Raw genomic sequence first — 23,074 nt, 5'->3', positions numbered from 1 at the left:
GGGGTGGGCGCGCACGGGAGGTGCCCACCCCTGGTGTTCTTTCATGGCTGCACCGCGCCAGGGAGAAGCGGCGAGTCAGCCTGTGGATGGCTGCCCGGCTGCACGGGCGACGCCAATCAGGGCATGGCAGTCAGCGGCACTCGTTGGAGTCCTCAAGTGCCTTGGTATAAGCAGCAATGAGTTTCTTCATCGCGTCGGAGTCGGATCGGCCAGGGGCGAATACCTGGACCACGGCGTACAGGCTCTGATCCGGGCGATCCGAGGACTTGCAAGATGTTGCGGTCTTTCCCACGGCGCCAGTGCCGGAGTAGAGAAAGCGACCATCATCGGTTACTCGACTATCGTCCATCTTGTCGTACGCAGCGGCCACATTGGACGCGCTCTCTCCACCGCTCCACCAAGTCTGGATTTGCCGGACGGCTAGATCGCCATCAACGATCACGTCACACCGCTTGGTCCCACCGTTGGGCGATAATGGCTTCGAGGTGGCGGAATCGCCGCCCGGCAGGAAAGCGGTCAGCAGGTCAGAGTCCTGCGGAATTCCAAACAACGCGTTGGGGACTGTGTACTTCTTTTCCTCACCCCGCCTCCGCTCGAGCAGGCAGACACAGCGAGCGCTCCGGCCAGGAGGACGGCGGCGGAAGCCGAAACTCTGGACCCTCGCCCAGATCGGCCGAGTTGGGGGCGGAACATACAGTGTCCCTCTCACGTGATGTCAGATCTGGGTCTGGCGCACCAGAAGGGCGGCTATGGGCGGCGACGGCTTTGTTCATAGCAAAGGACGCAATCATTACGTTATCCGTCAAGCTTGGGCGACATATCGCACTTCGCCTTGACGTGGGCGTACGAGGCGGCATTCCTTGCCAGCTTGATCAACTCATCGCGCGCTGCGGCATTGGCGGAGTCCCTGCCTGCTTCAACTCTCTAGAAACGCTGAGATTGTGTTGTCCGCCTGGAGCCTCTCCAGCGGAGTTGCACGGTACGAAGATGGCCGCGAAACTACGAGATGCGACCGCTGTATCGCCGGGCATTGAATGGCGTGAGTGATTGGGGGAGGCTTTGTTCGCAGCGATGAGGTTTCATCGCTGTCTCTGGCCCAGATTCTCATCAGCCCGCCGGCGGGAATTTCTTGAGTGTACCCAGCGCCTCCGGGATGCGGCTCTCGCTGAAGCAGTCCAACTCCTTCGCCAGCTTGACCGCGACTGTATGCGCAATGTGCGTGAGGAGTTCCGGAGACTTTTCGGCTTGATTGGTTGTCATGGAGTTCAAGGAACCCAGTATCTCCACAGCGAGTACAGTCGCCTCGTTGCTGCCGGGCCCCACAGGGCACCGGAAATCGAATCCTGCGAATTTTTTCCCCGCGTATGCGTACGGCAGTTTCACATCTTTATCTCCGGTGCCGGAGATGTCGAAGGTTGTGATGTCATCACTACTCTGCCAGCTGTAATCCTTAGAGGTAGTCCGAAGCCATTGAGCTGAAATGGCCAGATTATTAGCGGCAGATTCACCTGTAGCGTTCGGCAAGCAGAGGTTGATCTTCTTGCTACGTCTTTCGAAAGATGCCGTGGCGCGGAGTTTAGTCGCCGCTTGAGGCAGTTTGTTCACTTGTTGGTCGCCAGTCCCACGTGTTTCCGTGAAGTACTGGGAATCGGTAATTTCCTCCAGGGCTGCCCCGCCCTCAGTGTCGAGGAGATCATTGCAGAGTTGTGTGGCTCGCATTCCCTGCTGCGAGGGGCTTAGGTCCGCTTTCGGGGTGGAATCCGACGAGCATCCGCTAACCATCAAGGCCAGGAGGAAAGCTGATGATGAAAGTGTGGGCTTCCTGGAGATAAACGTCATGGTTTCGGCCTTAGGGGGTAGGGAGTTGACCAACGTTCTCTTGGGTCTGACTTCCGGATGTGTAACCCTGAGAGTAAGCACTCGTCAGGGCCTCGCTGAGTCTCTGGTATTCACCGCGACCCCAGGAGGGATCCCTGTCGACCCTCTCCAGAACCGAATGTCCTGGCTGCCAGGACGCCTTGTAGCCATTCTCGAATACGTGATTTCCGTCAGCGTGGTACTGCTCGGAGTTGTCCCTGTGTTGCGCTTCCGCATACTCGTCCAGATTCTTCTCGATGAGCCCGTCGACGACGCCGTTGGTCTGGTCGCTCACGATCGGAACCACGGTCGCCGCCAGCCCGCTGCCAGGCTCGGGAACGAGGGAGAACAGGCCACCAGTGACGGCGCCGGCGATCATCTTCTGGCGCGCAACACTGTCGTCGATCGCCTTGTTGTAGGCCTCGTCCAGGGCCTGCCCGTGAGCCTTGATCTCTTCGACGCGCGACTTGTCGAGGATGCCCTGAACCTCCGCCCCGTGCCTGATCGCAGTCTCGGCCTGGAACGAGTTCAGATCGCCGTCGGCCCCCATCGTCGGCGGGTATTTGTCGACCAAGGACGTCGTGTACGCCTGCTGCGCGGCCCCCAACTCCGCATAGGCTGCTGGGTCCTGTCCGAGGGTGCTGATGAACTTGCCGACGCCGAGCCCTTCGGTATCGAAGTGCGCCCGCTCGCCGAGGGAAGTGCGCTCTCCGTTGTTCATGGCGTAGAGCGACTTGCCGGCATTGCCGTCCATCGCCCAGTTCATGTCGTCGATGTACGCCGATCCGATCTTGCCGAGGCTGTCCCCGATGCCTTTCTGCTTGTCCATGAGCTGAGCGCCACTGAGGCCGGTCTGCTTGTCGTCCTTGTACTCGGCGTCGCGTCCGTACAGCTCGACGACCTTCTCGGCGACCTTGGCGGTCTCCCCGTCACGATGCAGTGCGGGCGGGTCGGAGTCGTACGCAGCCCCGGTCGTCGCGGATTCGAGTGCGTGCCCGAGCGAGTCGTAGCCCGCGGTCGTCTTCGCGCCACTGTCGGCGAAGTCGTGGGGCCACTCTCGGTCGTCAGCGAGGTATGTGAAGTTGTCGCCCTCGTTGAAGAAGTCCGTGGAGGCGTCGGAGTTGTGCCCGAGCGCCTCCATGAACCCGGTCATCGGGTCCCGCCCCGCATCATTCGCATCGCCGTAATGGAGCTGTTCGTAACGGCCGGAGTGGTCCCACGGGAGCACGTTCTCGCGTGTGACGTTGCGCTGAAGCCCCCCGTACTCGTCGGACGTGTGCTTCTTCTCGTAGTCGATCAGGTGGTTGCCGTAGTCGTGCAGGAAGTCCGTTTCGTACGAGCCGTTGCGCATGAGGTTGCTCATGACCTGGAAGCCGTAGACGGGGTTCTCCCCGTTAGGCCGCACGTTCGTACCGCCGAGCTGGATGACGTCAGTCTTCCATTGGCGCATGTCGTCGCTGTTCGAATGGCTGGCGGTCGCGAGCGTTGTGCCGAGCTGCTTCTCAAGGCCCTCGACCAGCTTCACACGCTCCTTCTGCTCGTCGGAGAGGCCTTGGCGGGACCGTGGGTTGACATAGAACTGGGCGTCGTCGACGACGCTCGCGTAGAACTCGAGGGTGCGCTTGGGACCCGCATCGGTGGCTAGTTTCTCGGCGAACAACGGGTCGTTCCGGTACTTGGCCAGAGTGGTGTTCAGCGAGTTCAGTTCGGTGTTGCTGAGCTCTCCGGGATCCTTCTTGAGGATCTTGGCCGCCTCCTCCGCGGCCTTCAGGGCCCCGGCAGCGGAGTCCCGGTCCTTGTAGTTGGCGTCGGAGAAGCCGTTCTTGGCTTGGTCGACGAGAAGCTTGAGGACCTTCGCGGCTGTGTCCTCACTCTCGGTGGCCTTGCTGAGGATGCCTTCGATCTCGGCGCGAAAGGCGTCGACTTCCTTTTGATCGACTGCGCCGGTTTCACCACTTGGATCGGACGCCCAGTCGGGGCGGGTGTTCCCAGAAACAACGAACGTGCCTTCGCCTGTGTCCGCCACGGTCAGGTGTTTCGCGTGGCACCGCTCGATGGCGTCGTTGAGTTGAGTGCGGTAGCCGACGAGTTCTCCGCGGGTGTCCTTGAGGATCTTCGCGATGGAGTTCGCCTGGGTATGCGCGTCGCCGAACTCGTTCGCTGTCTTGTCGACGAACTCGCGGGTCACCGTGGCGTTGACACCGGCCCAACGAGCCTTGTCGGCTTTGGCCTTGAGATTGCGCTCAGCGTCATTCTTGAGCGTGGCCAGGTCCTTGACCATCTGTTCCCAGTCGGTGATGGCCTCGCCGAGCTGAGAGAAGTCACCGAACCGAAGCGTGTCGAGATCCATCAGTGCGTTCCTGCCCTGTGGTCGAAGCCTTCGTCCAGCGTGGAGATGCTGCTGATGGTGCCAGCGATATAGACCTCGTCGCCGGCATGCGCACCCTTGGTGTAGTCGAGGTGATTTGAGATGTGGGCCGTAGCATCGAGGAGGGATCGGACCTGGTCGATCCAGCGTTCCGCCACATGATCCAGGGCGCCCCCAAGGGTCTTGAAGCCCTGCTTCTTCATGCCTTCGGCCGCCTTTTGGGATGCAACGCGAGCATGGTCGCTGTAGCGCTCGAAGTCACGATGCAGTTCATAGGCAGCGTTGCCGACCGCCGCGAGGTCGCTCTGGTTGACGCGAAGGTCCCCTTGTTGGCCACCGCCCTGGTCCGTCGGAAGCTGGTTGAGCTGCATGTGGGCTGAACTCTGTTGACGCTCCAGTGCCTCACCCTTGAGCTGCTCCCATTCATCCCATGCCATGCGTGCGCCCTCTCCCCGTGTCCCCGTGAAGCCCGCCCTTCAGGCGGAACTCCGTCAAAGTACTAACCGGCCGACCCGTTTACGCGTTTCGAGTGACCTCACTACCATGTTGACGTGGCGGATCGGATCAGCTCGGTTCCATAACCGCCCCCGCATCCGCGCAGCGAATGAAACGTCCACACGGCCCACACAGAAATGTCTCAGTACCCCCCCTCCTCCACCACCCCCACCTGCACCAACGGCTTCCCCCGCCGTCGGGACACAAAGACCCCCCGCCCCGCAGGCATCGCCCGCGGCCGGACCCCGCCGAGCAGGTCGCCCTCGCTGGGGTCGCCGGCGAGGACCACGCCCTGGGCGCCGAGTTCCTTCATGCGCTGCATGAACGGCTCGTAGGAGGCGCGGCCCGCGCCCGCGGTGGAGCGGGCGATGATGAAGCGGACGCCCACGTCCCGGGCGAACGGGAGGAGTTCCGTGAGACCGGCCAGCGGGTTGCCGCTGGACGTGGAGACGAGGTCGTAGTCGTCGACGACGACGTACACCGTCGGGCCACGCCACCAGCTGCGGTCCCGAAGCTGCTGTGCTGTCACGTCGGCTGTCGGTGTCCGCCGTTGCATCAGGTCGGCCAGGGCGGCCATGTGGTGGTCCATGGAGTTGGACATCGGGATGTACTCGGCGAGGTGGGACGCGGGTGTCGCGTCCAGCAGCGAGCGCCGGTTGTCGATGACGAACAGCTTGGCCTCGTTGCCCGAATAGCGTTCCGTCAGCTGCTTGACCAGCAACCGCAGCAAGTTCGACTTGCCGGACTCGCTTTCGCCGAAGACGAGGAAGAACGGGTCCTGCTCGAAGTCGACGAAGACCGGTTCGAGGTTGTCCTCGTCGAGCGCGAAGGCGACACCGCGGCGCGGGAAGCGGTCGCCCGGAGGCAGCTCGTGTGCCGGGAACTCGCGCGGCAGGAGCCGGACCTCGGGGGCCGGGGGTGCCTGCCAGTGGCGGGACACCTCGGTGGACAGGGCCTGCGTGGCGTCGGAGAGGTCGGTGTCGGAGGTGAGGCCGTCGATGCGCGGTACGGCGCCCATGAAGTGCAGCTTCTGCGGGGACTGGCCTCGGCCGGGCACCCCCGTGGGGACGTTCGCGGCGACCTTGCGGTCCAGCTCGGAGTCCATGGTGTCGCCGAGCCGCAGCTCCAGGCGGTTCATCAGGTGGTCCTTGAGGCTGGAGCGGACCTCCATCGACCGCGACGCGGTGAGGATCACGTGGATGCCGTAACCCAGGCCGCGCGCGGCGATGTCGAGGACGACCGGGTCCAGTGACTCGTACTCCGTGCGGAAGTTGCCCCAGCCGTCGATGACGAGGAAGACGTCACCCCAGGGCTGGTCGGTGACCGAGATGTCGCCGCGCGCCCTGCGGGTGCGGAAGTCCGCGATCGACGGGATGCCGGCCGAGCGGAAGTACTCCTCGCGGCGGGTGAGCACGCCGTACACCTCGGCGACCGTGCGCCGCACCCTCTCCGGATCGAGTCGCGACGCCACCCCGCCCACGTGCGGCAGCCCGGCGACCGCCGACATGCCGCCACCGCCGAAGTCGAGGCCGTAGAACTGGACCTCGTACGGCGTGTGGGTGAGCGCGAACGACGAGATGATCGTGCGCAGCAGCGTCGACTTGCCGGACTGCGGGCCGCCGACGATCTGCATGTGGCCGGCGGCGCCGGAGAAGTCGAGCCAGAGGGGGTCGCGGCGCTGCTCGTACGGCTTGTCCACCAGGCCGATGGGTACGACCAGACGGCCGGCGCCCTCGTAACCGGGCTGGGTGAGGCCGCGGCCCTGCACGGCGGCCAGGCCGGGCAGGAGGCTGTCCAGTGAGGGCGGGCTGTCCAGCGGCGGCAGCCACACCTGGTGTGCCGACGGGCCCTGTGCCTCCAGGCGCCGCACGATCACGTCCAGCACGGTGTCCGCGAGCGCCTCGTCGACCTCGGGTTCCGCCGCGGAACGCTGCTGCGGCACCGGCACGTACTGCACGGGGACCTCGGCCGCCGTGAACAGCACCGGCCGCCGGTCCACGGGCAGCGGTCCGTCGCCCGTCACCCCCCGCTGCGTACCCGAGCGGTACACACCGGAGACGTACGCCGCCTTGAACCGCACCATCTCGTCCGTGCCGAACTTCAGGATTCCGGAACCGGGCACGTTCGGCAGCTCGTAGGCGTCGGGCACGCCCAGCGCGGCACGCGACTCGGCGGCCGAGAACGTCCGCAGACCGATCCGGTACGACAGGTACGTCTCCAGTCCGCGCAGGCGGCCCTCCTCCAGCCGCTGCGAGGCCAGCAGCAGGTGCACACCGAGCGAGCGGCCGATGCGGCCGATCTGCACGAACATCTCGATGAAGTCCGGCTTCGCGGTGAGCAGTTCGCTGAACTCGTCGATCACCAGGACCAGGGTCGGGATCGGCTGCAGCGGGGCACCGGCGGCGCGCGCCTTCTCGTAGTCGTGGATATTGGCGTAGTTGCCCGCGTCGCGCAGCATCTCCTGGCGGCGGTTGAGCTCGCCGCGGATGGAGTCGCCCATGCGGTCGACGAGGGTGAGGTCGTCGGCGAGGTTGGTGATGACGGCCGCCACGTGCGGCATCTGCGCCATGCCCGCGAAGGTCGCGCCGCCCTTGAAGTCCGCCAGGACGAAGTTCAGCGTCTCCGAGGAGTGCGTCACCGCCAGACCCAGCACCAGCGTGCGCAGCAGCTCCGACTTGCCGGAACCGGTGGCGCCCACGCACAGCCCGTGCGGGCCCATGCCCTCCTGTGCGGCCTCCTTGAGGTCCAGCATCACGGGCCGGCCGTCCTCACCGAGACCGATCGGCACCCGCAGCCGCTCGGCGAGCGACCGGGGCCGCCAGGTGCGCTTGGTGTCCACGGACGCCGCGTCACCGAGGTTCAGCAGATCGGTGAAGTCCAGGTTGGCGAGGAGCGGTTCGCCGTCGTCCCCGCCCGAGGCCATCCGCAGCGGGGCCAGCTGCCGGGCGAGGGCCTCCGCGGACTCGTAGGAAAGGGTGTCGGGTGTCCCCTCGTAGACGACGCCGTGCCCCGACTCCAGGTGCAGCGCGTCCGGTTGGACGACGATGGAGAGTTCGCCGCCTCCCGCGGTCAGCTCGCCGGGAACGACCTCCAGAACGGTGACGCCCTGCAGCCCTTCCGGATTGGCCAGCACCGAGTCCGGTGGCAGGGAGAGACCGTCGAGTACGACGACGATGTGCGGTTCCTCCGGCAGGGGCGCCGCGTTCGGATGGAAGCGCGGGCGGCCGGTCAGCCGGGACGCGAGCAGGTTCTCCAGCTCCCGGGTGTCGCTGTCGATCAGCCGGCGACTGCCCGCGCCGTCCACGGCACCGGGCGTCTGGACGTGCGGCAGCCACTTGGCCCATTCCCAGTGGGGCAGCGCCTCACGGCCCGCGGCGATCACCAGGACCAGGTCCTCGGGGGAGTGCAGGGCGGCGAGCGAGCCGGTCACCGCCCGGGCGGAGGACCGTACGGACTGCGGGTCGCCGCTGATCGTGACGTGATAGAAGGCGCGCAGCGAGATAGCCATCGGCAGGTCGTCCAGGGTGCCGTGGACGGCGAGGAAACGCTGCATCGCGCCCGCCGTCAGCGGCTCCAGCTGCTCCACCGGGGCGGTCTCCGGAGCGAGGACCGCGGTGGCGAGCGCCTGCGCGCCCAGGCCGATGCGGACCTGTGCGAAGTCCTCGTCGCCGGTACGCCGTTCCCACACCCGGCTGCCCTCGGCGACCAGCGCCCACAGCTGCTCGGGGGAGGGATGGAGGAAGTACTGGGCGTCCCGCTGTGCCTTCGCCGTGTCGACGGCCGCCCGCCGGGTCTGCGCCAGGTAACTCAGGTAATCGCGGCGCATGTCCGCCAACTGCCCCTGGGAGCCGCGGCGGAAGCGGACCACCATCGCGATGGACATGGCGATCGTCGATGCGATCATCACCATGCCCATGATCCTCATGAACGGCTGTCCGCTCGTGAAGAAGAAGACGACCGAGCCACCCATGCCGAGCGTCGGCAGGAGTTGCATCAGCACGCTCTCCTGGTGTCCGCGCGGCAGTTCGGGCGGAGGCTGCAGGACGATCTCCTGCGTGGGCACCTCGGACGGCAGCGCCCGAGGCGGGCGCTTCACGACGATGTGGCTCACTGCTCACCCATTCTCTTGGCCGGCCCGTGAGTCCCGTCCGCCGCCCCGTGTCAGGCGGACGCAGGCCGCCGCGCGATCCTACTGACTTCCCCGCGGACGAGGGGGCGATAGGGTGCCGGATGTTCGCGTGAGCACACGCGAGTTGGGCCGGACGATCAGGGCATTCCGCGCCATCTGGCGAGGTGCGGAGTCCCGTTGACGGTACGACGGCGCCCTCCCCGCGCCCGCTCGGCAGTGCCGGTCGCGGACGACGGGGAAAGCGGCGCAGGATTTTCACACCGCAGACGCGGGATCATCACTGAGGGGGAGCAGCAGGTGAGCATGACGGCCTCCGCGGCAGCCACCGGAGGAGCGCCCGGGACGGGGTCTCCTTCGGGTGCGGGCACGGGACTCGGTTTCTGCCGCGTCACGATCGTCGCACCCGACAGCCGGATCGACGTGGCGCTGCCCGACGACATCCCGGTCGCCGACGTCTATCCGGAGATCCTCAGGCTCTCCCAGCAGAGCCCCGCCGAGGGCGCCCCCGTCGGCTACCACCTGGTACGCAGGGACGGCACCGTCCTCGACAGCTCCCGCTCGTTCGCCGCCCAGCGCATCCTCGACGGCGAACTCCTCACGCTGCGGCCCTTCTCCGAGTCGCTGCCGCCCGCCGTGTTCGACGACGTCTCCGAAGCGGTCGCCGCGGCCGTGACGAGCGAACGCACTTTGTGGAGCGGCGAGTTGACGCGCGCCGCGGGCCTCGTCGGGGGCGGCGTCCTGCCGGTCCTGCTGGCCTTCGTGGCGTGGATGGGCGACCCGCGCCACGACATGAACAGCCTGCCCGGCATCCTCGCCGCGGTCGCCGGCGTCCTCCTCGTCGTCCTCGCGTGCGTACGGGCCCGTATCTACGACGACCGGGCCTCGGCCATCGCCCTGGGCCTGGGCGCGCTGCCCAACATCGGGGTAGCCGGCTCCGGGCTGCTTCCGCTCACCGACGGACAGGGCATCGGCAAACTCCAGTTCCTCCTCGCCTGCGCGGCGGTGCTGCTGGCCGCGGTTCTGCTCGCCCTGTGCGCACCGAGCGGGGACGGGCCGTTCGTCGCCTTCGTCGTCGCCTCCGCCATCGGCCTGCTGGCGGTGTTCGTGGGAATCCTCGTCGACTGGACGCCGTCCGAGATCGGCGCCCTGTGCGCCCCGATCGCCGTCGGTGGCCTGGCCTTCCTGCCGGGCCTGTCGATGCGCTTCGCCCGGCTCCCGATCGGTTTCGACGCCCCGGACACCGCCCCGCGCAGCGCGTACGCCACCGATCCCACGCCCCACGAGCCGGTCGACGCCGAACGCGTCGCCGCCAAGGCCCGCCGCGGCCACGAACTCCTGGTCGGCCTGGTCGGCGGCTGCGCCCTGATCGCGGTCGGCGCCTCGGCGGTCCTCGGGTTCTCCTCCGACGTCTGGGCCCAGCTGCTCGCCCTCGCGACCGGCGTGGCCCTGCTGATGCGCGCCCACCTCTTCCGCTACACCGCCCAGGTGGCCCCCGTGCTGGCCGCCGGCCTCGCCTCTCTCGTACTCCTCGGCCTCGGGCTGGCACTCGACCCGCCGCGCACGCTGATCCATGAGGCCCTCCAGGGCGACAGCACCGGCCTCGACATCCGGACCGTCTGGCTCGTCGCGGCGATCGCGGTGGCGGCCGCGCTCGTCACCGCCATCGGGCTGACCCTCTCCCGCGGCGGCCTCACCCCGTTCTGGGGCCGCTTCCTGGAGATCGCCGAGGGCTTCGTGCTGCTCACCCTCGTGCCGCTCGCCCTGGCCGTCTTCGACGTGTACGCGACAGCCCGCGCGATGACGAGCTGACCGGGTGGCAGCGGCAGCGGCGCATGTCCCCGGTGGCCCCGGCAGCGAGGGGACGCCACCGGCACTGACGGAAGGGATCTTCGCGCGTGAGCTGCGGCCCGCCTCCTTCCGTGTACACCCAGTCCACACTGGCGGCGGACCAGCAGCGCGGGAAGCGCCGTAGGACGCTGTCAGCCGCGCCGGCCGCCGCCCCCGGGCCCGTCGCCCGTGGTGCGGCGCTTCGGCGCCAAGGAGGCGGTCTGCCCCTCCATGAAGGACGGCAAGCCCTGGATCTGGCTGGCCCCGGGCATCGAGAGCGCCGCGGAGCGGACGGCGTTCGCGGGGCGGTAACGGCGTTCGCGGGGCGCTACGGCGACGGACTCACTGAGGGTCGACAGAGGCGGGCGGGGCGGCAAACCCACCGGTTCCCCGCCCCGCCCGCACGTCACTCCGCCACGCGCTCCCCGGTGTCCGCCGGCTCAGGCGCCGGCTCCAGATCGAACTCCCCGTCCCGGGCCCCCAGCACGAACGCCCGCCACTCCGCCTCCGTGTACCGAAGCACGGTGTCCGGGTCGAGTGAGGAGCGCATGGCCACGGCTCCACCGGGGAGGTACGCGATCTCGACCCGCTCCTCGTGCTCCTCGGTTCCCGGCGCGCTCTGCCACTCGACGCCGGAGATGTCGAGGGCGTACAGCTCGTCCCTCTCCCGCTCCTTGCGCGCCTTGATCTCCTCTGCCGTCTCCGCCATGCCGCAGCGACCCCTTTCCGACGTCCGTACCATCGACTCCGACGGTTCAGCCTAGTGGCGCCGTCCGCCCTGCCCAGGGGCTTCGGCGACCTGGGCGAAGGGGCCCACCCGTGGCTGGTACCCTGATGACGGCCGTTTGTGTACGCACCCCCGGAGCCCCGCTCTGGAGGACGCGCCCAGCGGATCCCCGCCTCCCGAGTAACGGAAGCTCCCCCGCGATGTGGACCGGGGGCACTCGGTGGCACTCACAGACTACGAGGAGTACGCGTGTCGCTCGACGCCGCTACGAAGAAGCAGATCATGTCCGACTTCGGTACCAAGGAGGGCGACACCGGCTCCCCCGAGGTCCAGGTCGCTCTGCTGTCCCGTCGGATCTCCGACCTGACGGAGCACCTCAAGACCCACAAGCACGACCACCACTCCCGTCGTGGTCTGCTGATCCTGGTCGGCCAGCGCCGCCGGCTGCTGCAGTACCTCGCCAAGAAGGACATCCAGCGCTTCCGTGCGCTGGTCGACCGCCTCGGCATCCGCCGCGGTGCGGCGGGCGCCAAGTAAGACGCCGTGAGGGGAGCGGTTCCCGAAACGATCGGGGGCCGCTCCCTTTGCCGTACGTGCGCAACGTGCGGAGTGTCACTCACGCTTTGTAGTGTGTTAGGACAACGCAAACCGCACGACGTACGACTCAGTACGACGTACACCTCCGTACGACAGGGAACTCCGTAGGACACGGAGCCTCCGTCGGACACGGAAGTCCGCACGAGACAGCACGAGACAGAACGAGGAGAAGCGCACCTCGCCGCCGCCGGTCCTCGGTAGTGGCCCCCGGGCGAACTGAGCCCCGAGGGCTTCGATCGAAGACCGGCCCGCACCAGACGGAGCGCTTCTCCGCAACCGTCCCCCTGCCACACGGGCAGGAGGGGCGAAAGACGACAAGTATCGGAGAAAACGCTAGTGGAGAACGAGACCCACTACGCCGAGGCCGTGATCGACAACGGTTCCTTCGGCACCCGCACCATCCGCTTCGAGACCGGCCGCCTGGCCAAGCAGGCCGCCGGCTCCGCCGTGGCGTACCTGGACGACGACACCATGGTGCTGTCGGCCACCACCGCCTCCAAGAACCCCAAGGACCAGCTCGACTTCTTCCCCCTCACGGTGGACGTCGAGGAGCGGATGTACGCCGCCGGCAAGATCCCCGGCAGCTTCTTCCGCCGTGAGGGCCGTCCCTCCGAGGACGCGATCCTCACCTGCCGCCTGATCGACCGCCCGCTGCGCCCGTCCTTCAAGAAGGGCCTGCGCAACGAGATCCAGGTCGTCGCCACGATCATGGCGCTCAACCCCGACCACCTGTACGACGTCGTGGCGATCAACGCCGCCTCCGCGTCCACGCAGCTGGCCGGTCTGCCCTTCTCCGGCCCGATCGGCGGCGTCCGCGTCGCGCTGATCAACGGCCAGTGGGTCGCGTTCCCGACGCACACCGAGCTCGAGGACGCCGTCTTCGACATGGTCGTCGCGGGCCGCACCCTGGAGGACGGCGACGTCGCGATCATGATGGTCGAGGCCGAGGCCACCGAGAAGACCATCCAGCTGGTCAAGGGCGGCGCCGAGGCGCCGACCGAGGAGGTCGTCGCCGCCGGTCTGGAAGCCGCGAAGCCCTTCATCAAGGTGCTCTGCAAGGCCCAGGCCGACCTCGCGTCGAAGGCCGCCAAGCCCACCGGCGAGTTCCCGATCTTCCTCGACTACCAGGACGACGTCCTGGAGGCGCTCTCCGCCGCCGTCCGCCCGGAGCTCGCCTCCGCGCTGACCATCGCGGGCAAGCAGGAGCGCGAGGCCGAGCTGGACCGCGTCAAGGCGCTCGCCGCCGAGAAGCTCCTGCCGGAGTTCGAGGGCCGCGAGAAGGAGATCTCCGCCGCGTACCGCTCGCTCACCAAGCAGCTGGTCCGCGAGCGCGTGATCAAGGAGAAGAAGCGCATCGACGGCCGTGGCGTGACGGACATCCGTACGCTCGCCGCCGAGGTCGAGGCCATCCCGCGCGTCCACGGCTCGGCCGTGTTCGAGCGTGGCGAGACCCAGATCCTGGGCGTCACCACCCTGAACATGCTCCGCATGGAGCAGCAGCTGGACACCCTCTCCCCGGTGACCCGCAAGCGCTACATGCACAATTACAACTTCCCGCCGTACTCCACCGGCGAGACCGGCCGCGTCGGCTCCCCGAAGCGCCGCGAGATCGGCCACGGCGCTCTCGCCGAGCGCGCCCTGGTGCCGGTCCTGCCGACCCGCGAGGAGTTCCCCTACGCGATCCGTCAGGTGTCCGAGGCGCTCAGCTCGAACGGCTCGACCTCCATGGGCTCGGTCTGCGCCTCCACCATGTCGCTGCTGAACGCCGGTGTGCCGCTCAAGGCCCCCGTCGCCGGTATCGCCATGGGCCTGATCTCCCAGGAGATCGAGGGCGAGACGCACTACGTCACCCTCACCGACATCCTCGGTGCGGAGGACGCCTTCGGCGACATGGACTTCAAGGTCGCGGGCACCAAGGAGTTCGTCACCGCCCTCCAGCTCGACACCAAGCTGGACGGCATCCCGGCCTCCGTCCTGGCCGCCGCCCTCAAGCAGGCCCGTGACGCCCGCCTCCACATCCTCGACGTGATGATGGAAGCGATCGACACGCCGGACGAGATGTCCCCCAACGCCCCGCGGATCATCACCGTCAAGATCCCCGTGGACAAGATCGGCGAGGTCATCGGCCCCAAGGGCAAGATGATCAACCAGATCCAGGAGGACACCGGCGCGGACATCACCATCGAAGACGACGGCACCATCTACATCGGCGCCGTCGACGGTCCCTCCGCCGAGGCCGCCCGTACGACGATCAACGGCATCGCCAACCCGACGATGCCGGAGGTCGGCGAGCGCTACCTGGGCACGGTCGTGAAGACGACCACCTTCGGCGCGTTCGTGTCGCTGCTCCCGGGCAAGGACGGTCTGCTGCACATCTCGCAGATCCGCAAGCTCGCCGGCGGCAAGCGCGTGGAGAACGTCGAGGACGTGCTCGGTGTGGGCTCCAAGGTCCAGGTCGAGATCGCCGAGATCGACTCCCGCGGCAAGCTCTCCCTGATCCCCGTGATCGAGGGCGAAGGCGACGATGAGAAGAAGGACGACACCGACCAGTGACGTCGAACAGCTCCACGGCGACGGCCCGCACCTCCTCGGAGGCGCGGGCCGTCGCCCGTACCCAAACCCTGATCAAGGGCACCAACGGCATCGGCGTCGTCCGCAAGACCACTCTCCCCGGCGGCCTGCGCATCGTCACCGAAACCCTGCCGTCGGTCCGCTCGGCGACCTTCGGCATCTGGGCCCACGTAGGCTCGCGTGACGAGACGCCGGCCCTGAACGGCGCCACCCACTACCTGGAGCACCTGCTCTTCAAGGGCACCGCGAAGCGCAGCGCCCTGGACATCTCCTCCGCCCTCGACGCGGTCGGCGGCGAGATGAACGCGTTCACGGCGAAGGAGTACACGTGCTACTACGCGCGCGTGCTCGACACCGACCTGCCGCTGGCCATCGACGTCGTCTGCGACATGCTGACGGGCTCCCTGATCCTCGAAGAGGACGTCAACGTCGAGCGGGGCGCGATCCTCGAAGAGATCGCCATGACCGAGGACGACCCGGGCGACTGCGTGCACGACCTGTTCGCGCACACCATGTTCGGCGACAACCCCCTCGGCCGCCCCGTCCTCGGCACGGTCGACACCGTCAACGCCCTCACCGCCGACCGCATCCGCCGCTTCTACAAGAAGCACTACGACCCGACCCACCTCGTGGTCGCGGCCGCCGGCAACATCGACCACAACAAGGTCGTACGACAGGTCCGCGCCGCCTTCGAGAAGGCGGGCGCCCTCAAGAACCTCGACGCCACGCCCATCGCCCCCCGCGACGGACGCCGCGCCCTGCGCACCGCCGGCCGCGTCGAGCTGATCAGCCGCAAGACCGAACAGGCGCATGTCGTCCTCGGCATGCCGGGCCTGCCCCGCACGGACGAGCGCCGCTGGGCGCTGGGCGTGCTCAACACGGCCCTCGGCGGCGGAATGTCGTCGAGGCTGTTCCAGGAGGTCCGCGAGAAGCGCGGACTGGCCTACAGCGTGTACTCGTACACCTCCGGCTTCGCCGACTGCGGCCTCTTCGGCGTGTACGCGGGCTGCCGCCCGAGCCAGGTGCACGACGTGCTGAAGATCTGCCGCGACGAACTCGACCAGGTCGCGGCGCACGGCCTCTCGGACGACGAGATCGGCCGCGCCATCGGCCAGCTCCAGGGCTCGACGGTCCTCGGCCTGGAGGACACCGGCGCGCTGATGAACCGTATCGGCAAGAGCGAGCTGTGCTGGGGCGACCAGATGTCGGTCGACGACATGCTGGCCCGGATAGCCTCGGTCACCCCGGACGACGTCCGCTCGGTCGCCGACGAGATTCTGGGACGGCGGCCCTCGCTGTCCGTCATCGGCCCGCTGAAGGACAAGCAGGCGGCCCGTCTGCACGAGGCCGTCGCCTAACCCCCTCGGTAAGGAAGCAAGAAGATGAGCAAGCTGCGCGTGGCGGTCCTCGGTGCCGGGGGCCGCATCGGTTCCGAGGCGGTACGGGCGGTCCAGGCCGCCGAGGACATGGAACTGGTCGCCGCCCTGGGCAGGGGCGACAAGCTGGAGACGCTGGCCGAGACCGGCGCCCAGGTCGCAGTCGAGCTGACCACGCCGGCCTCGGTGATGGACAACCTCGACTTCTGCGTGCGGCACGGCATCCACGCGGTCGTCGGCACGACGGGCTGGACCGACGAACGCCTCGCACAGCTGAGGAACTGGCTCGCCCGGTCCCCTCAGACGGGCGTGCTCATCGCGCCCAACTTCTCCATCGGGGCGGTCCTGACCATGAGGTTCGCGCAGATCGCCGCGCCGTACTTCGAGTCCGTCGAGGTCGTCGAGCTGCACCACCCGAACAAGGTGGACGCCCCGTCCGGCACCGCCACCCGCACCGCCCAGCTCATCGCCGAGGCCCGCCGCACAGCCGGCTCCGCACCGGCGCCGGACGCCACGGTCACCGCTCTGGACGGCGCGCGGGGAGCCAGCGTGGACGGCGTCCCCGTGCACGCCATCCGCCTGCGCGGCCTGCTCGCCCACCAGGAAGTCCTGCTGGGCGGCGAGGGCGAGACCCTCACCGTCCGCCACGACTCCCTGCACCACAGCAGCTTCATGCCGGGCATCCTGCTCGGCGCCCGCCGCGTGGTGACCACCCCGGGCCTCACCTTCGGCCTGGAACACTTCCTGGATCTCGGCTGATGCGAGCCAAGCTCTCCTACGGCGTCACGGCCGTCGTCCTGGTCTTCTACTTCCTGCTGGTGGGCAGCCGCGGCGTCCTGCTCATCCAGGCGGGCACGCTCCTGACCGTCACCTTCGGGGTGGCGGTGCTGATCCTGCCGGTCATCGGCCTGTGGTTCCTCTGGAAGAACACCCAGTTCGCCCGCAAGGCGGGCCGGCTCGCCGCCGAACTCGACGCCGAGGGCGGCCTGCCCGTCGACGAGCTCAAGCGCACCCCCGGCGGCCGTATCGACCGCGACTCGGCCGACGAGGTCTTCGCCAAGCGCAAGGCCGAGACGGAGGCGGCCCCGGACGACTGGCGCAGCTGGTTCCGCCTCGCCGTCGCCTACCACGACGCCCGCGACACCCCGCGTGCCCGCAAGGCGATGCAACGAGCGATAGCCCTGCACGACGGCAAGCCGGTCCCGACCTGATCCCGCCCGCTCAGCCGCACCACGAAGGGGCCGACCCGCACGCAACTGCGGACCGACCCCTTCGCCGCTGCCGCTGCCGGGAGGGTCAGCCCCGCCGGTACTCGTCCGCCCAGGCCTCCACGGCGTCCGCGGCCCGGTCGAACGAACCGGGCCGCGCCAGGAAGTCCGCGCTGTGCGTAGTCAGCAGCGCAGGCGCGTCCTCCGCCCCACGATCCCGTCGTACGAGCGTCAGGGCCTGCCCCTGCACGGCGCGCGGCAACCCGAGCCAGCGCACCGGCTGCTGCACCGTCCGTACGGCGACGATCCGCTCCCACGCGACAGTGCGCGTGCGGAGAAAACCCACCTGGCGAATCCCCTGGGCGCTCACCCAGACCCCCACGCGCAGCAGCCGCAGCGCGCCGACGATCACGGCTGCGGCGATACCGAAGACGACCCCGGCCTCCGACACCGAGCCGGTCAGGGCGATGATGACCGCCGCGAACAGCACGTACGAGGCGAGCAGCAGCAGGATCGCGGCCGTGCCCACGCGCCACGGGCCGGGCCGGTAGGGGCGCCGCCAGCGGTCGCGGTCGTCGAAGGGCAGCGCGACGTCCTCCGCCGCCTCGAACGCGCGGTCGGCTGTCAGGAAGGGCAGGGGCACGGCTGGTCCTCACTCGATCCATGTGGGCTGTGCCCGGTGAGGTTATCCACCTGTGTCCCCGCTCACCACCTCCGGGGGTCCGGAAGGAGCCAGTCCCGGCTCAGTGCCCCTGGGATGCCTGGGACTGCTGCGTCTGCGCCGGCGAGTGGTTCTGGGACAGCGCCGGCATCCCGAGCACCAGGGAGCCCGCCAGCCCGGCGACGATCGTCAGCCCCAGGAGCCAGCGCCCGGCTATCTGCCCGGCGGAGACCCGCTCGCGGGGCGGGGGAGTGACATTGCTGCGGAACCTGTCGGATTCGGCGAGGAAGGCGAACGGTACGGGTTCGCGCCGACGGAACATCGGGTCGCTTCTCCCTTCTGGGATCGAACGGATCACTGTCGTCCATACAGACGATCGGGTGCCGCAAATGGTGCCCGCTTGCCCCGAATTCACAGAAGTTGTCGCGTCCCGGCACCGAACGCCCCGATGTCAGTGCCGGGCCGTAGAGTGGGCGCCGCCCGAGAGAAGTGATGGAAGGACCCTCCCCGCCGTGACCGACACCCCCGCCGACGACCTGAAGCCCAGCTTCCGCAGTGACGTCACCGTCGAGCTGGTCAAGCACACCGCTTCCGACGCCGACGTGCTCTTCGCCGCCCGGGTCTCCACCCTCGGCGAGCAGTCCCTGGACGAGCTGGGCAAGGACCCCGAGCGCTCCAAGGGCCTGATCAACTATCTGATGCGGGACCGGCACGGCAGTCCCTTCGAGCACAACTCGATGACCTTCTTCGTCAGCGCCCCGATCTTCGTCTTCCGCGAGTTCATGCGACACCGCGTGGGCTGGTGTCTGGCCGGCGACTCGGAGATCACGCTGGAGAGTGAGGCGGGCGGGCTGCGGCGCCGTTCGATCAAGGACCTCTACGAGCTGTGGCACCTGGGCGTGGAGGACCGGTTGCCGCATTCGGCAGGCGGGGTGACCTGGCATGCCCGCGCGCAGAGGTGGATGGCGCAGGTCCGCCAGGGGGAGACCAGCCATTACCTCGGGCTGTACGACAACCGTGAGGCGGCCGACTCCGCCGTCGCGGAATTCCGGGAGCAGCACCCCTCGACCAGGCTGCGCAAGCTGGAATCCGTCCGGCGCAACCACGTCCGCTGCTACGACGAGGAGACGCTGACGGCCCGGAGCGCCCAGATCCTCGACGTCGTCGAGTCGGGCGTCAAAGCGCTGATCAAGATCACCACTGCTGACGGCAAGGTCCTGCGCTGCACCGTCGATCATGCCGTGCTCACCCCGGAGGGCTGGCGAAAGGCCGGCGAGCTCGCGGTGGGGGACGCGGTGATGGCCGAGGGTTCGGCGCATCGCCCCGCGGAGGGGCCGGTTCCTCCGAGCCTTCGCCGCGGGATGGGCGTGTGGACCTCGATGCAGCGCGACCGCCTGATCGGCGAGACCGACACCTGCCACCTGTGCGGAGAGGCATTCCCCCGGGAACAGCTCGCGCTCGATCACGTGGTTCCCGTGGCAGAGGACCTCACCCGCGCGCTCGACGAGCGAAACCTGGCGCCCGCCTGTGAGCCCTGCCACGCATCCAGGAGCGCCCAGGAGCAGCAGCTCGCGCGCAGCGCCGGGAAGATCGCCATGGCCGTGCCGGACCCGATCGTGTCCATCGAGGAGGACGGTGAGGAGATGACGTACGACCTCACCGTGGAAGGCCCCTGGCACAACTTCCTGGCGAACGGCGTCGTCGTCCACAACTCCTACAACGAGGAGTCGGGCCGCTACCGGGAACTGCAGCCGGTCTTCTACGTCCCCGGAGAGGACCGCAAGCTCGTCCAGCAGGGACGCCCGGGCAAGTACGAGTTCGTGCCGGGCACCGAGGCGCAGCAGGCGATCGTGGAACGCTCGATGCAGGAGTCGTACATCCAGGCGTACGAGCGGTACCAGGAGATGCTCGCCGCCGGCGTCGCCCGCGAGGTCGCCCGCGCGGTGCTTCCGGTCGGCCTGTTCTCCTCGATGTACGCCACTTGCAACGCCCGCTCGCTGATGCACTTCCTCGGCCTGCGCACCCAGCACGAGCTGGCGAAGGTCCCGTCCTTCCCGCAGCGGGAGATCGAGATGGTCGGGGAGAAGATGGAGGCCGAGTGGGCCAAGCTCATGCCGCTCACGTACGCCGCCTTCAATGCGAACGGCCGAGTGGCGCCGTAACACGGCCCCTTTCCCCGGTATTTCCCCCGCAGAGCACAGATGTACGGGTCAGCCGAGCGAAGTGTCCGTATTGCGGCATTTAGGGAAGTTCATCTAGCCTGATCAAACGGACCCGGCACTGCCTGAACCCCCGAGCAGGCAGTGCCGGGCTCCGCATTTGTCACGACTTGCCGCCTCCCCCGAGGGCAGACCCCACCTTGAGCAACGAGTAGCGTGTTACCCATGGCTCCGACCTCCACTCCGCAGACCCCCTTCGGGCGGGTCCTCACCGCCATGGTCACGCCCTTCACGGCGGACGGCGCACTCGACCTCGACGGCGCACAGCGGCTCGCCACCCACCTGGTGGACGCAGGCAACGACGGCCTGATCATCAACGGCACCACCGGCGAGTCGCCCACCACGAGCGACGCGGAGAAATCGGATCTCGTACGGGCCGTCCTGGAGGCCGTCGGCGACCGCGCCCACGTCGTCGCCGGCGTCGGCACCAACGACACCCGCCACAGCATCGAGCTCGCCCGCGCGGCCGAGCAGGTGGGCGCACACGGACTCCTGCTCGTCACGCCGTACTACAACAAGCCCCCGCAGGACGGTCTGTACCGGCACTTCACCGCCATCGCCGACACCACCGAACTGCCGGTCATGCTCTACGACATCCCCGGCCGCAGCGGCGTCCCGATCAACACCGAGACGCTCGTCCGCCTCGCCGAGCACCCGCGTATCGTCGCCAACAAGGACGCCAAGGGCGACCTCGGCCGCGCCAGCTGGGCCATCGCACGCTCCGGCCTGGCCTGGTACTCCGGCGACGACATGCTGAACCTGCCCCTGCTCTCCGTGGGCGCGGTCGGCTTCGTCTCGGTCGTCGGCCACGTGGTCACCCCGGAACTGCGCGCGCTGGTCGAGGCGTACATGGCCGGCGACGTCCAGAAGGCAACCGAGATCCACCAGAAGCTGCTCCCCGTCTACACGGGCATGTTCCGCACCCAGGGCGTCATGACGACGAAGGCCGCGCTCGCCCTCCAGGGCCTGCCCGCCGGACCGCTGCGCGCCCCGATGGTGGAGCTCACGCCCGAAGAGATCGAGCAGCTCAAGATCGATCTTGCCGCCGGCGGGGTACAGCTCTGACACCAGACTTCGCGCGTTTCGACGCGTACGCGGACTCCACAACTGAATAGGCAGGCCACCGGTGCCTGCGTCCACACGACAACTGCTTCTGCACGAACGTCACGCGCGCCACGTGCCCCACCGGTACGTGGCGCGTGTGGTGAGGAGAGTCTTTTGAGTCATCCGCATCCTGAACTCGCGCCGCCCCCGCCGCTCCTCGAAGGGGGCCTACGGGTCACCCCGCTCGGCGGCCTCGGCGAGATCGGCCGAAACATGACGGTCTTCGAGTACGGAGGCCGCCTGCTGATCGTCGACTGCGGCGTGCTCTTCCCCGAGGAGGAGCAGCCCGGAATCGACCTGATCCTGCCGGACTTCTCGTCCATCCGGGACCGCCTCGACGACATCGAGGGCATCGTCCTCACCCATGGTCACGAAGACCACATCGGCGGCGTCCCCTACCTCCTGCGCGAGAAGCCGGACATCCCGCTGATCGGCTCCAAGCTGACCCTCGCCCTGATCGAGGCGAAGCTCCAGGAGCACCGGATCCGTCCGTACACCCTTGAGGTGGCGGAGGGGCACCGAGAGCGGATCGGCCCCTTCGACTGCGAGTTCGTCGCGGTCAACCACTCCATCCCGGACGCCCTGGCCGTCGCCATCCGTACGCCGGCCGGCATGGTCGTCCACACGGGCGACTTCAAGATGGACCAGCTCCCGCTGGACAACCGCCTGACGGACCTGCACGCGTTCGCACGTCTCAGCGAGGAGGGCATCGACCTCCTCCTGGCCGACTCGACGAACGCCGAGGTCCCGGGCTTCGTCCCGCCCGAGCGGGACATCTCCAACGTCCTGCGCACGGTCTTCGCCAACGCCCGCAAGCGGATCATCGTGGCGAGCTTCGCCAGCCACGTCCACCGCATCCAGCAGATCCTGGACGCGGCCCACGAGTACGGCCGTCGGGTCGCCTTCGTCGGCCGCTCGATGGTCCGCAACATGGGCATCGCCCGTGACCTGGGCTATCTGAAGGTCCCGCCGGGCCTGGTCGTCGACGTCAAGACCCTCGACGACCTCCCGGACCACGAGATCGTCCTGGTCTGCACGGGCTCCCAGGGCGAACCGATGGCGGCCCTGTCCCGCATGGCCAACCGCGACCACCAGATCCGCATCGTCAACGGCGACACGGTGATCCTCGCCTCGTCGCTGATCCCCGGCAACGAGAACGCGGTCTACCGCGTGATCAACGGCCTGACCCGCTGGGGCGCACACGTCGTCCACAAGGGCAACGCCAAGGTCCACGTCTCGGGCCACGCCTCGGCCGGCGAGCTGCTGTACTTCTACAACATCTGCCGCCCGAAGAACCTGATGCCGGTCCACGGCGAATGGCGCCACCTACGGGCCAACGCCGAATTGGGCGCCCTGACCGGCGTCCCGCACGACCGGATCGTCATCGCCGAGGACGGCGTGGTCGTCGACCTCGTCGAGGGCAAGGCGAAGATCTCCGGCAAGGTCCAGGCCGGTTACGTGTACGTCGACGGCCTCTCGGTCGGTGACGTGGGCGAGCCGGCGCTGAAGGACCGCAAGATCCTCGGCGACGAGGGCATCATCTCGGTCTTCATGGTCATCGACGCCTCGACCGGGAAGATCACGGGCGGACCGCACGTCCAGGCCCGCGGCTCCGGCATCGAGGACTCCGCCTTCGCGGACGTTCTCCCGAAGATCACCGAGGTGCTCGAGCGCTCGGCGCAGGACGGCGTGGTCGAACCCCACCAGCTCCAGCAGCTGGTGCGGCGGACCCTCGGAAAGTGGGTCTCGGACAAGTACCGACGCAGGCCGATGATCCTCCCGGTGGTCGTGGAGGTCTGACGGACCGTCGGACACACGTCCGCGTGAACCCCGAGCGGGGGGGGGGGGGGGGGGGGGGGGGGGGGGGGGGGGGGCGCGGGGGGGGGGGGGGGGCCGGGGGGGGGGGGCCCGCGCCGGGGGGGCGGGGGCGGGGGC

Annotated in this window: 18 protein-coding genes; 10 read left to right on the top strand and 8 right to left on the bottom strand. The window is 68.3% G+C overall.

Going from position 1 to position 23,074, the window contains the following annotated elements:
• Positions 1–130: 130 nt before the first annotated feature.
• The 5 genes from ACIBK3_RS29890 to eccCa all read right to left on the bottom strand — a co-directional run bounded on the left by ACIBK3_RS29890 (position 131) and on the right by eccCa (position 8,831).
• Positions 131–550: a hypothetical protein gene (locus ACIBK3_RS29890; protein ID WP_399370527.1), complete on the bottom strand. Its 420-nt coding sequence runs from the start codon at positions 548–550 to the stop codon at positions 131–133.
• A 557-nt stretch (positions 551–1,107) separates the two neighbouring features.
• A complete protein-coding gene (locus ACIBK3_RS29885) occupies positions 1,108–1,839 on the bottom strand; it encodes a hypothetical protein (RefSeq protein WP_399370526.1) in 732 nt (243 codons plus the stop codon).
• 10 nt (positions 1,840–1,849) lie between these two features.
• Positions 1,850–4,207, bottom strand: coding sequence for a hypothetical protein (locus ACIBK3_RS29880; protein ID WP_399370525.1), 2,358 nt, complete (start codon positions 4,205–4,207; stop codon positions 1,850–1,852).
• Positions 4,207–4,662 (bottom strand): hypothetical protein, encoded by a 456-nt coding sequence (locus ACIBK3_RS29875; RefSeq protein ID WP_399370524.1) that lies wholly within the window; start codon positions 4,660–4,662, stop codon positions 4,207–4,209. Before ACIBK3_RS29875 ends, ACIBK3_RS29880 begins: the two co-directional genes overlap by 1 nt.
• 200 nt (positions 4,663–4,862) lie before the next feature.
• A complete protein-coding gene (gene eccCa, locus ACIBK3_RS29870) occupies positions 4,863–8,831 on the bottom strand; it encodes a type VII secretion protein EccCa (RefSeq protein ID WP_399370523.1) in 3,969 nt (1,322 codons plus the stop codon).
• A 315-nt stretch (positions 8,832–9,146) separates the two neighbouring features.
• Here eccCa and eccD point away from each other — a divergent pair, with 315 nt between their 5' ends.
• Positions 9,147–10,658, top strand: a complete 1,512-nt coding sequence (eccD, locus tag ACIBK3_RS29865; protein WP_399370521.1) for a type VII secretion integral membrane protein EccD — start codon at positions 9,147–9,149, stop codon at positions 10,656–10,658.
• Between the two features lie 207 nt (positions 10,659–10,865).
• The gene (locus ACIBK3_RS29860; protein ID WP_399370520.1) at positions 10,866–10,988 is read left to right on the top strand and encodes a hypothetical protein; all 123 of its coding nucleotides are present in this window, start codon (positions 10,866–10,868) and stop codon (positions 10,986–10,988) included.
• 94 nt (positions 10,989–11,082) lie between these two features.
• Here ACIBK3_RS29860 and ACIBK3_RS29855 read toward each other — a convergent pair whose 3' ends face one another.
• Positions 11,083–11,385 (bottom strand): DUF397 domain-containing protein, encoded by a 303-nt coding sequence (locus ACIBK3_RS29855; RefSeq protein WP_399370519.1) that lies wholly within the window; start codon positions 11,383–11,385, stop codon positions 11,083–11,085.
• 267 nt (positions 11,386–11,652) lie between these two features.
• Between ACIBK3_RS29855 and rpsO the strand changes: the two genes are divergently transcribed.
• The 5 genes from rpsO to ACIBK3_RS29830 all read left to right on the top strand — a co-directional run bounded on the left by rpsO (position 11,653) and on the right by ACIBK3_RS29830 (position 17,158).
• Complete coding sequence (rpsO, locus tag ACIBK3_RS29850; protein WP_399370518.1) at positions 11,653–11,940, top strand: 30S ribosomal protein S15; 288 nt, start codon at positions 11,653–11,655, stop codon at positions 11,938–11,940.
• A 396-nt stretch (positions 11,941–12,336) separates the two neighbouring features.
• Positions 12,337–14,553 carry a polyribonucleotide nucleotidyltransferase gene (locus ACIBK3_RS29845; RefSeq protein WP_399370517.1) on the top strand — a complete coding sequence of 739 codons (2,217 nt, stop codon included), beginning with the start codon at positions 12,337–12,339 and terminating at the stop codon, positions 14,551–14,553.
• The gene (locus ACIBK3_RS29840; RefSeq protein ID WP_399370516.1) at positions 14,550–15,929 is read left to right on the top strand and encodes a M16 family metallopeptidase; all 1,380 of its coding nucleotides are present in this window, start codon (positions 14,550–14,552) and stop codon (positions 15,927–15,929) included. The genes ACIBK3_RS29845 and ACIBK3_RS29840 overlap by 4 nt, the downstream gene beginning before the upstream one ends.
• 24 nt (positions 15,930–15,953) lie before the next feature.
• Positions 15,954–16,706, top strand: a complete 753-nt coding sequence (gene dapB / locus ACIBK3_RS29835; RefSeq protein WP_399370515.1) for a 4-hydroxy-tetrahydrodipicolinate reductase — start codon at positions 15,954–15,956, stop codon at positions 16,704–16,706.
• The gene (locus tag ACIBK3_RS29830) at positions 16,706–17,158 is read left to right on the top strand and encodes a hypothetical protein (RefSeq protein ID WP_399370514.1); all 453 of its coding nucleotides are present in this window, start codon (positions 16,706–16,708) and stop codon (positions 17,156–17,158) included. Before dapB ends, ACIBK3_RS29830 begins: the two co-directional genes overlap by 1 nt.
• An 85-nt stretch (positions 17,159–17,243) precedes the next feature.
• Here the strand turns inward: ACIBK3_RS29830 and ACIBK3_RS29825 are convergent, their stop codons facing one another.
• Positions 17,244–17,798 carry a hypothetical protein gene (locus tag ACIBK3_RS29825; RefSeq protein WP_399370513.1) on the bottom strand — a complete coding sequence of 185 codons (555 nt, stop codon included), beginning with the start codon at positions 17,796–17,798 and terminating at the stop codon, positions 17,244–17,246.
• 100 nt (positions 17,799–17,898) lie between these two features.
• Entirely contained in the window at positions 17,899–18,138 is a 240-nt protein-coding gene (locus ACIBK3_RS29820; RefSeq protein WP_399370512.1) for a hypothetical protein, read from the bottom strand.
• A 190-nt stretch (positions 18,139–18,328) separates the two neighbouring features.
• On the opposite strand from ACIBK3_RS29820, the gene thyX reads away from it, so the two are divergent.
• The 3 genes from thyX to ACIBK3_RS29805 all read left to right on the top strand — a co-directional run bounded on the left by thyX (position 18,329) and on the right by ACIBK3_RS29805 (position 22,939).
• Complete coding sequence (gene thyX, locus ACIBK3_RS29815) at positions 18,329–19,978, top strand: FAD-dependent thymidylate synthase (protein ID WP_399370511.1); 1,650 nt, start codon at positions 18,329–18,331, stop codon at positions 19,976–19,978.
• A 222-nt stretch (positions 19,979–20,200) separates the two neighbouring features.
• Positions 20,201–21,100, top strand: coding sequence for a 4-hydroxy-tetrahydrodipicolinate synthase (gene dapA, locus ACIBK3_RS29810; protein ID WP_399370510.1), 900 nt, complete (start codon positions 20,201–20,203; stop codon positions 21,098–21,100).
• Between the two features lie 153 nt (positions 21,101–21,253).
• Positions 21,254–22,939: a ribonuclease J gene (locus ACIBK3_RS29805; protein ID WP_399370509.1), complete on the top strand. Its 1,686-nt coding sequence runs from the start codon at positions 21,254–21,256 to the stop codon at positions 22,937–22,939.
• Positions 22,940–23,074: the final 135 nt, after the last annotated feature.

Source organism: Streptomyces sp. NPDC050287 (assembly GCF_044459385.1).
Taxonomy (GTDB): domain Bacteria; phylum Actinomycetota; class Actinomycetes; order Streptomycetales; family Streptomycetaceae; genus Streptomyces.
The sequence above is the reverse complement of the archived record's forward strand: the minus strand, read 5'-3'. Positions and strand labels throughout refer to the sequence as shown.

What these genes read in the sequence shown, in the direction of transcription:
- ACIBK3_RS29885 (WP_399370526.1), bottom strand. Translation starts at nt 1,839, where the DNA reads ATGACGTTTATCTCCAGGAAGCCCACACTTTCATCATCAGCTTTCCTC.
- ACIBK3_RS29880 (WP_399370525.1), bottom strand. Translation starts at nt 4,207, where the DNA reads ATGGATCTCGACACGCTTCGGTTCGGTGACTTCTCTCAGCTCGGCGAG.
- ACIBK3_RS29875 (WP_399370524.1), bottom strand. Translation starts at nt 4,662, where the DNA reads ATGGCATGGGATGAATGGGAGCAGCTCAAGGGTGAGGCACTGGAGCGT.
- ACIBK3_RS29855 (WP_399370519.1), bottom strand. Translation starts at nt 11,385, where the DNA reads ATGGCGGAGACGGCAGAGGAGATCAAGGCGCGCAAGGAGCGGGAGAGG.
- dapB (WP_399370515.1), top strand. Translation starts at nt 15,954, where the DNA reads ATGAGCAAGCTGCGCGTGGCGGTCCTCGGTGCCGGGGGCCGCATCGGT.
- ACIBK3_RS29830 (WP_399370514.1), top strand. Translation starts at nt 16,706, where the DNA reads ATGCGAGCCAAGCTCTCCTACGGCGTCACGGCCGTCGTCCTGGTCTTC.
- ACIBK3_RS29820 (WP_399370512.1), bottom strand. Translation starts at nt 18,138, where the DNA reads ATGTTCCGTCGGCGCGAACCCGTACCGTTCGCCTTCCTCGCCGAATCC.
- dapA (WP_399370510.1), top strand. Translation starts at nt 20,201, where the DNA reads ATGGCTCCGACCTCCACTCCGCAGACCCCCTTCGGGCGGGTCCTCACC.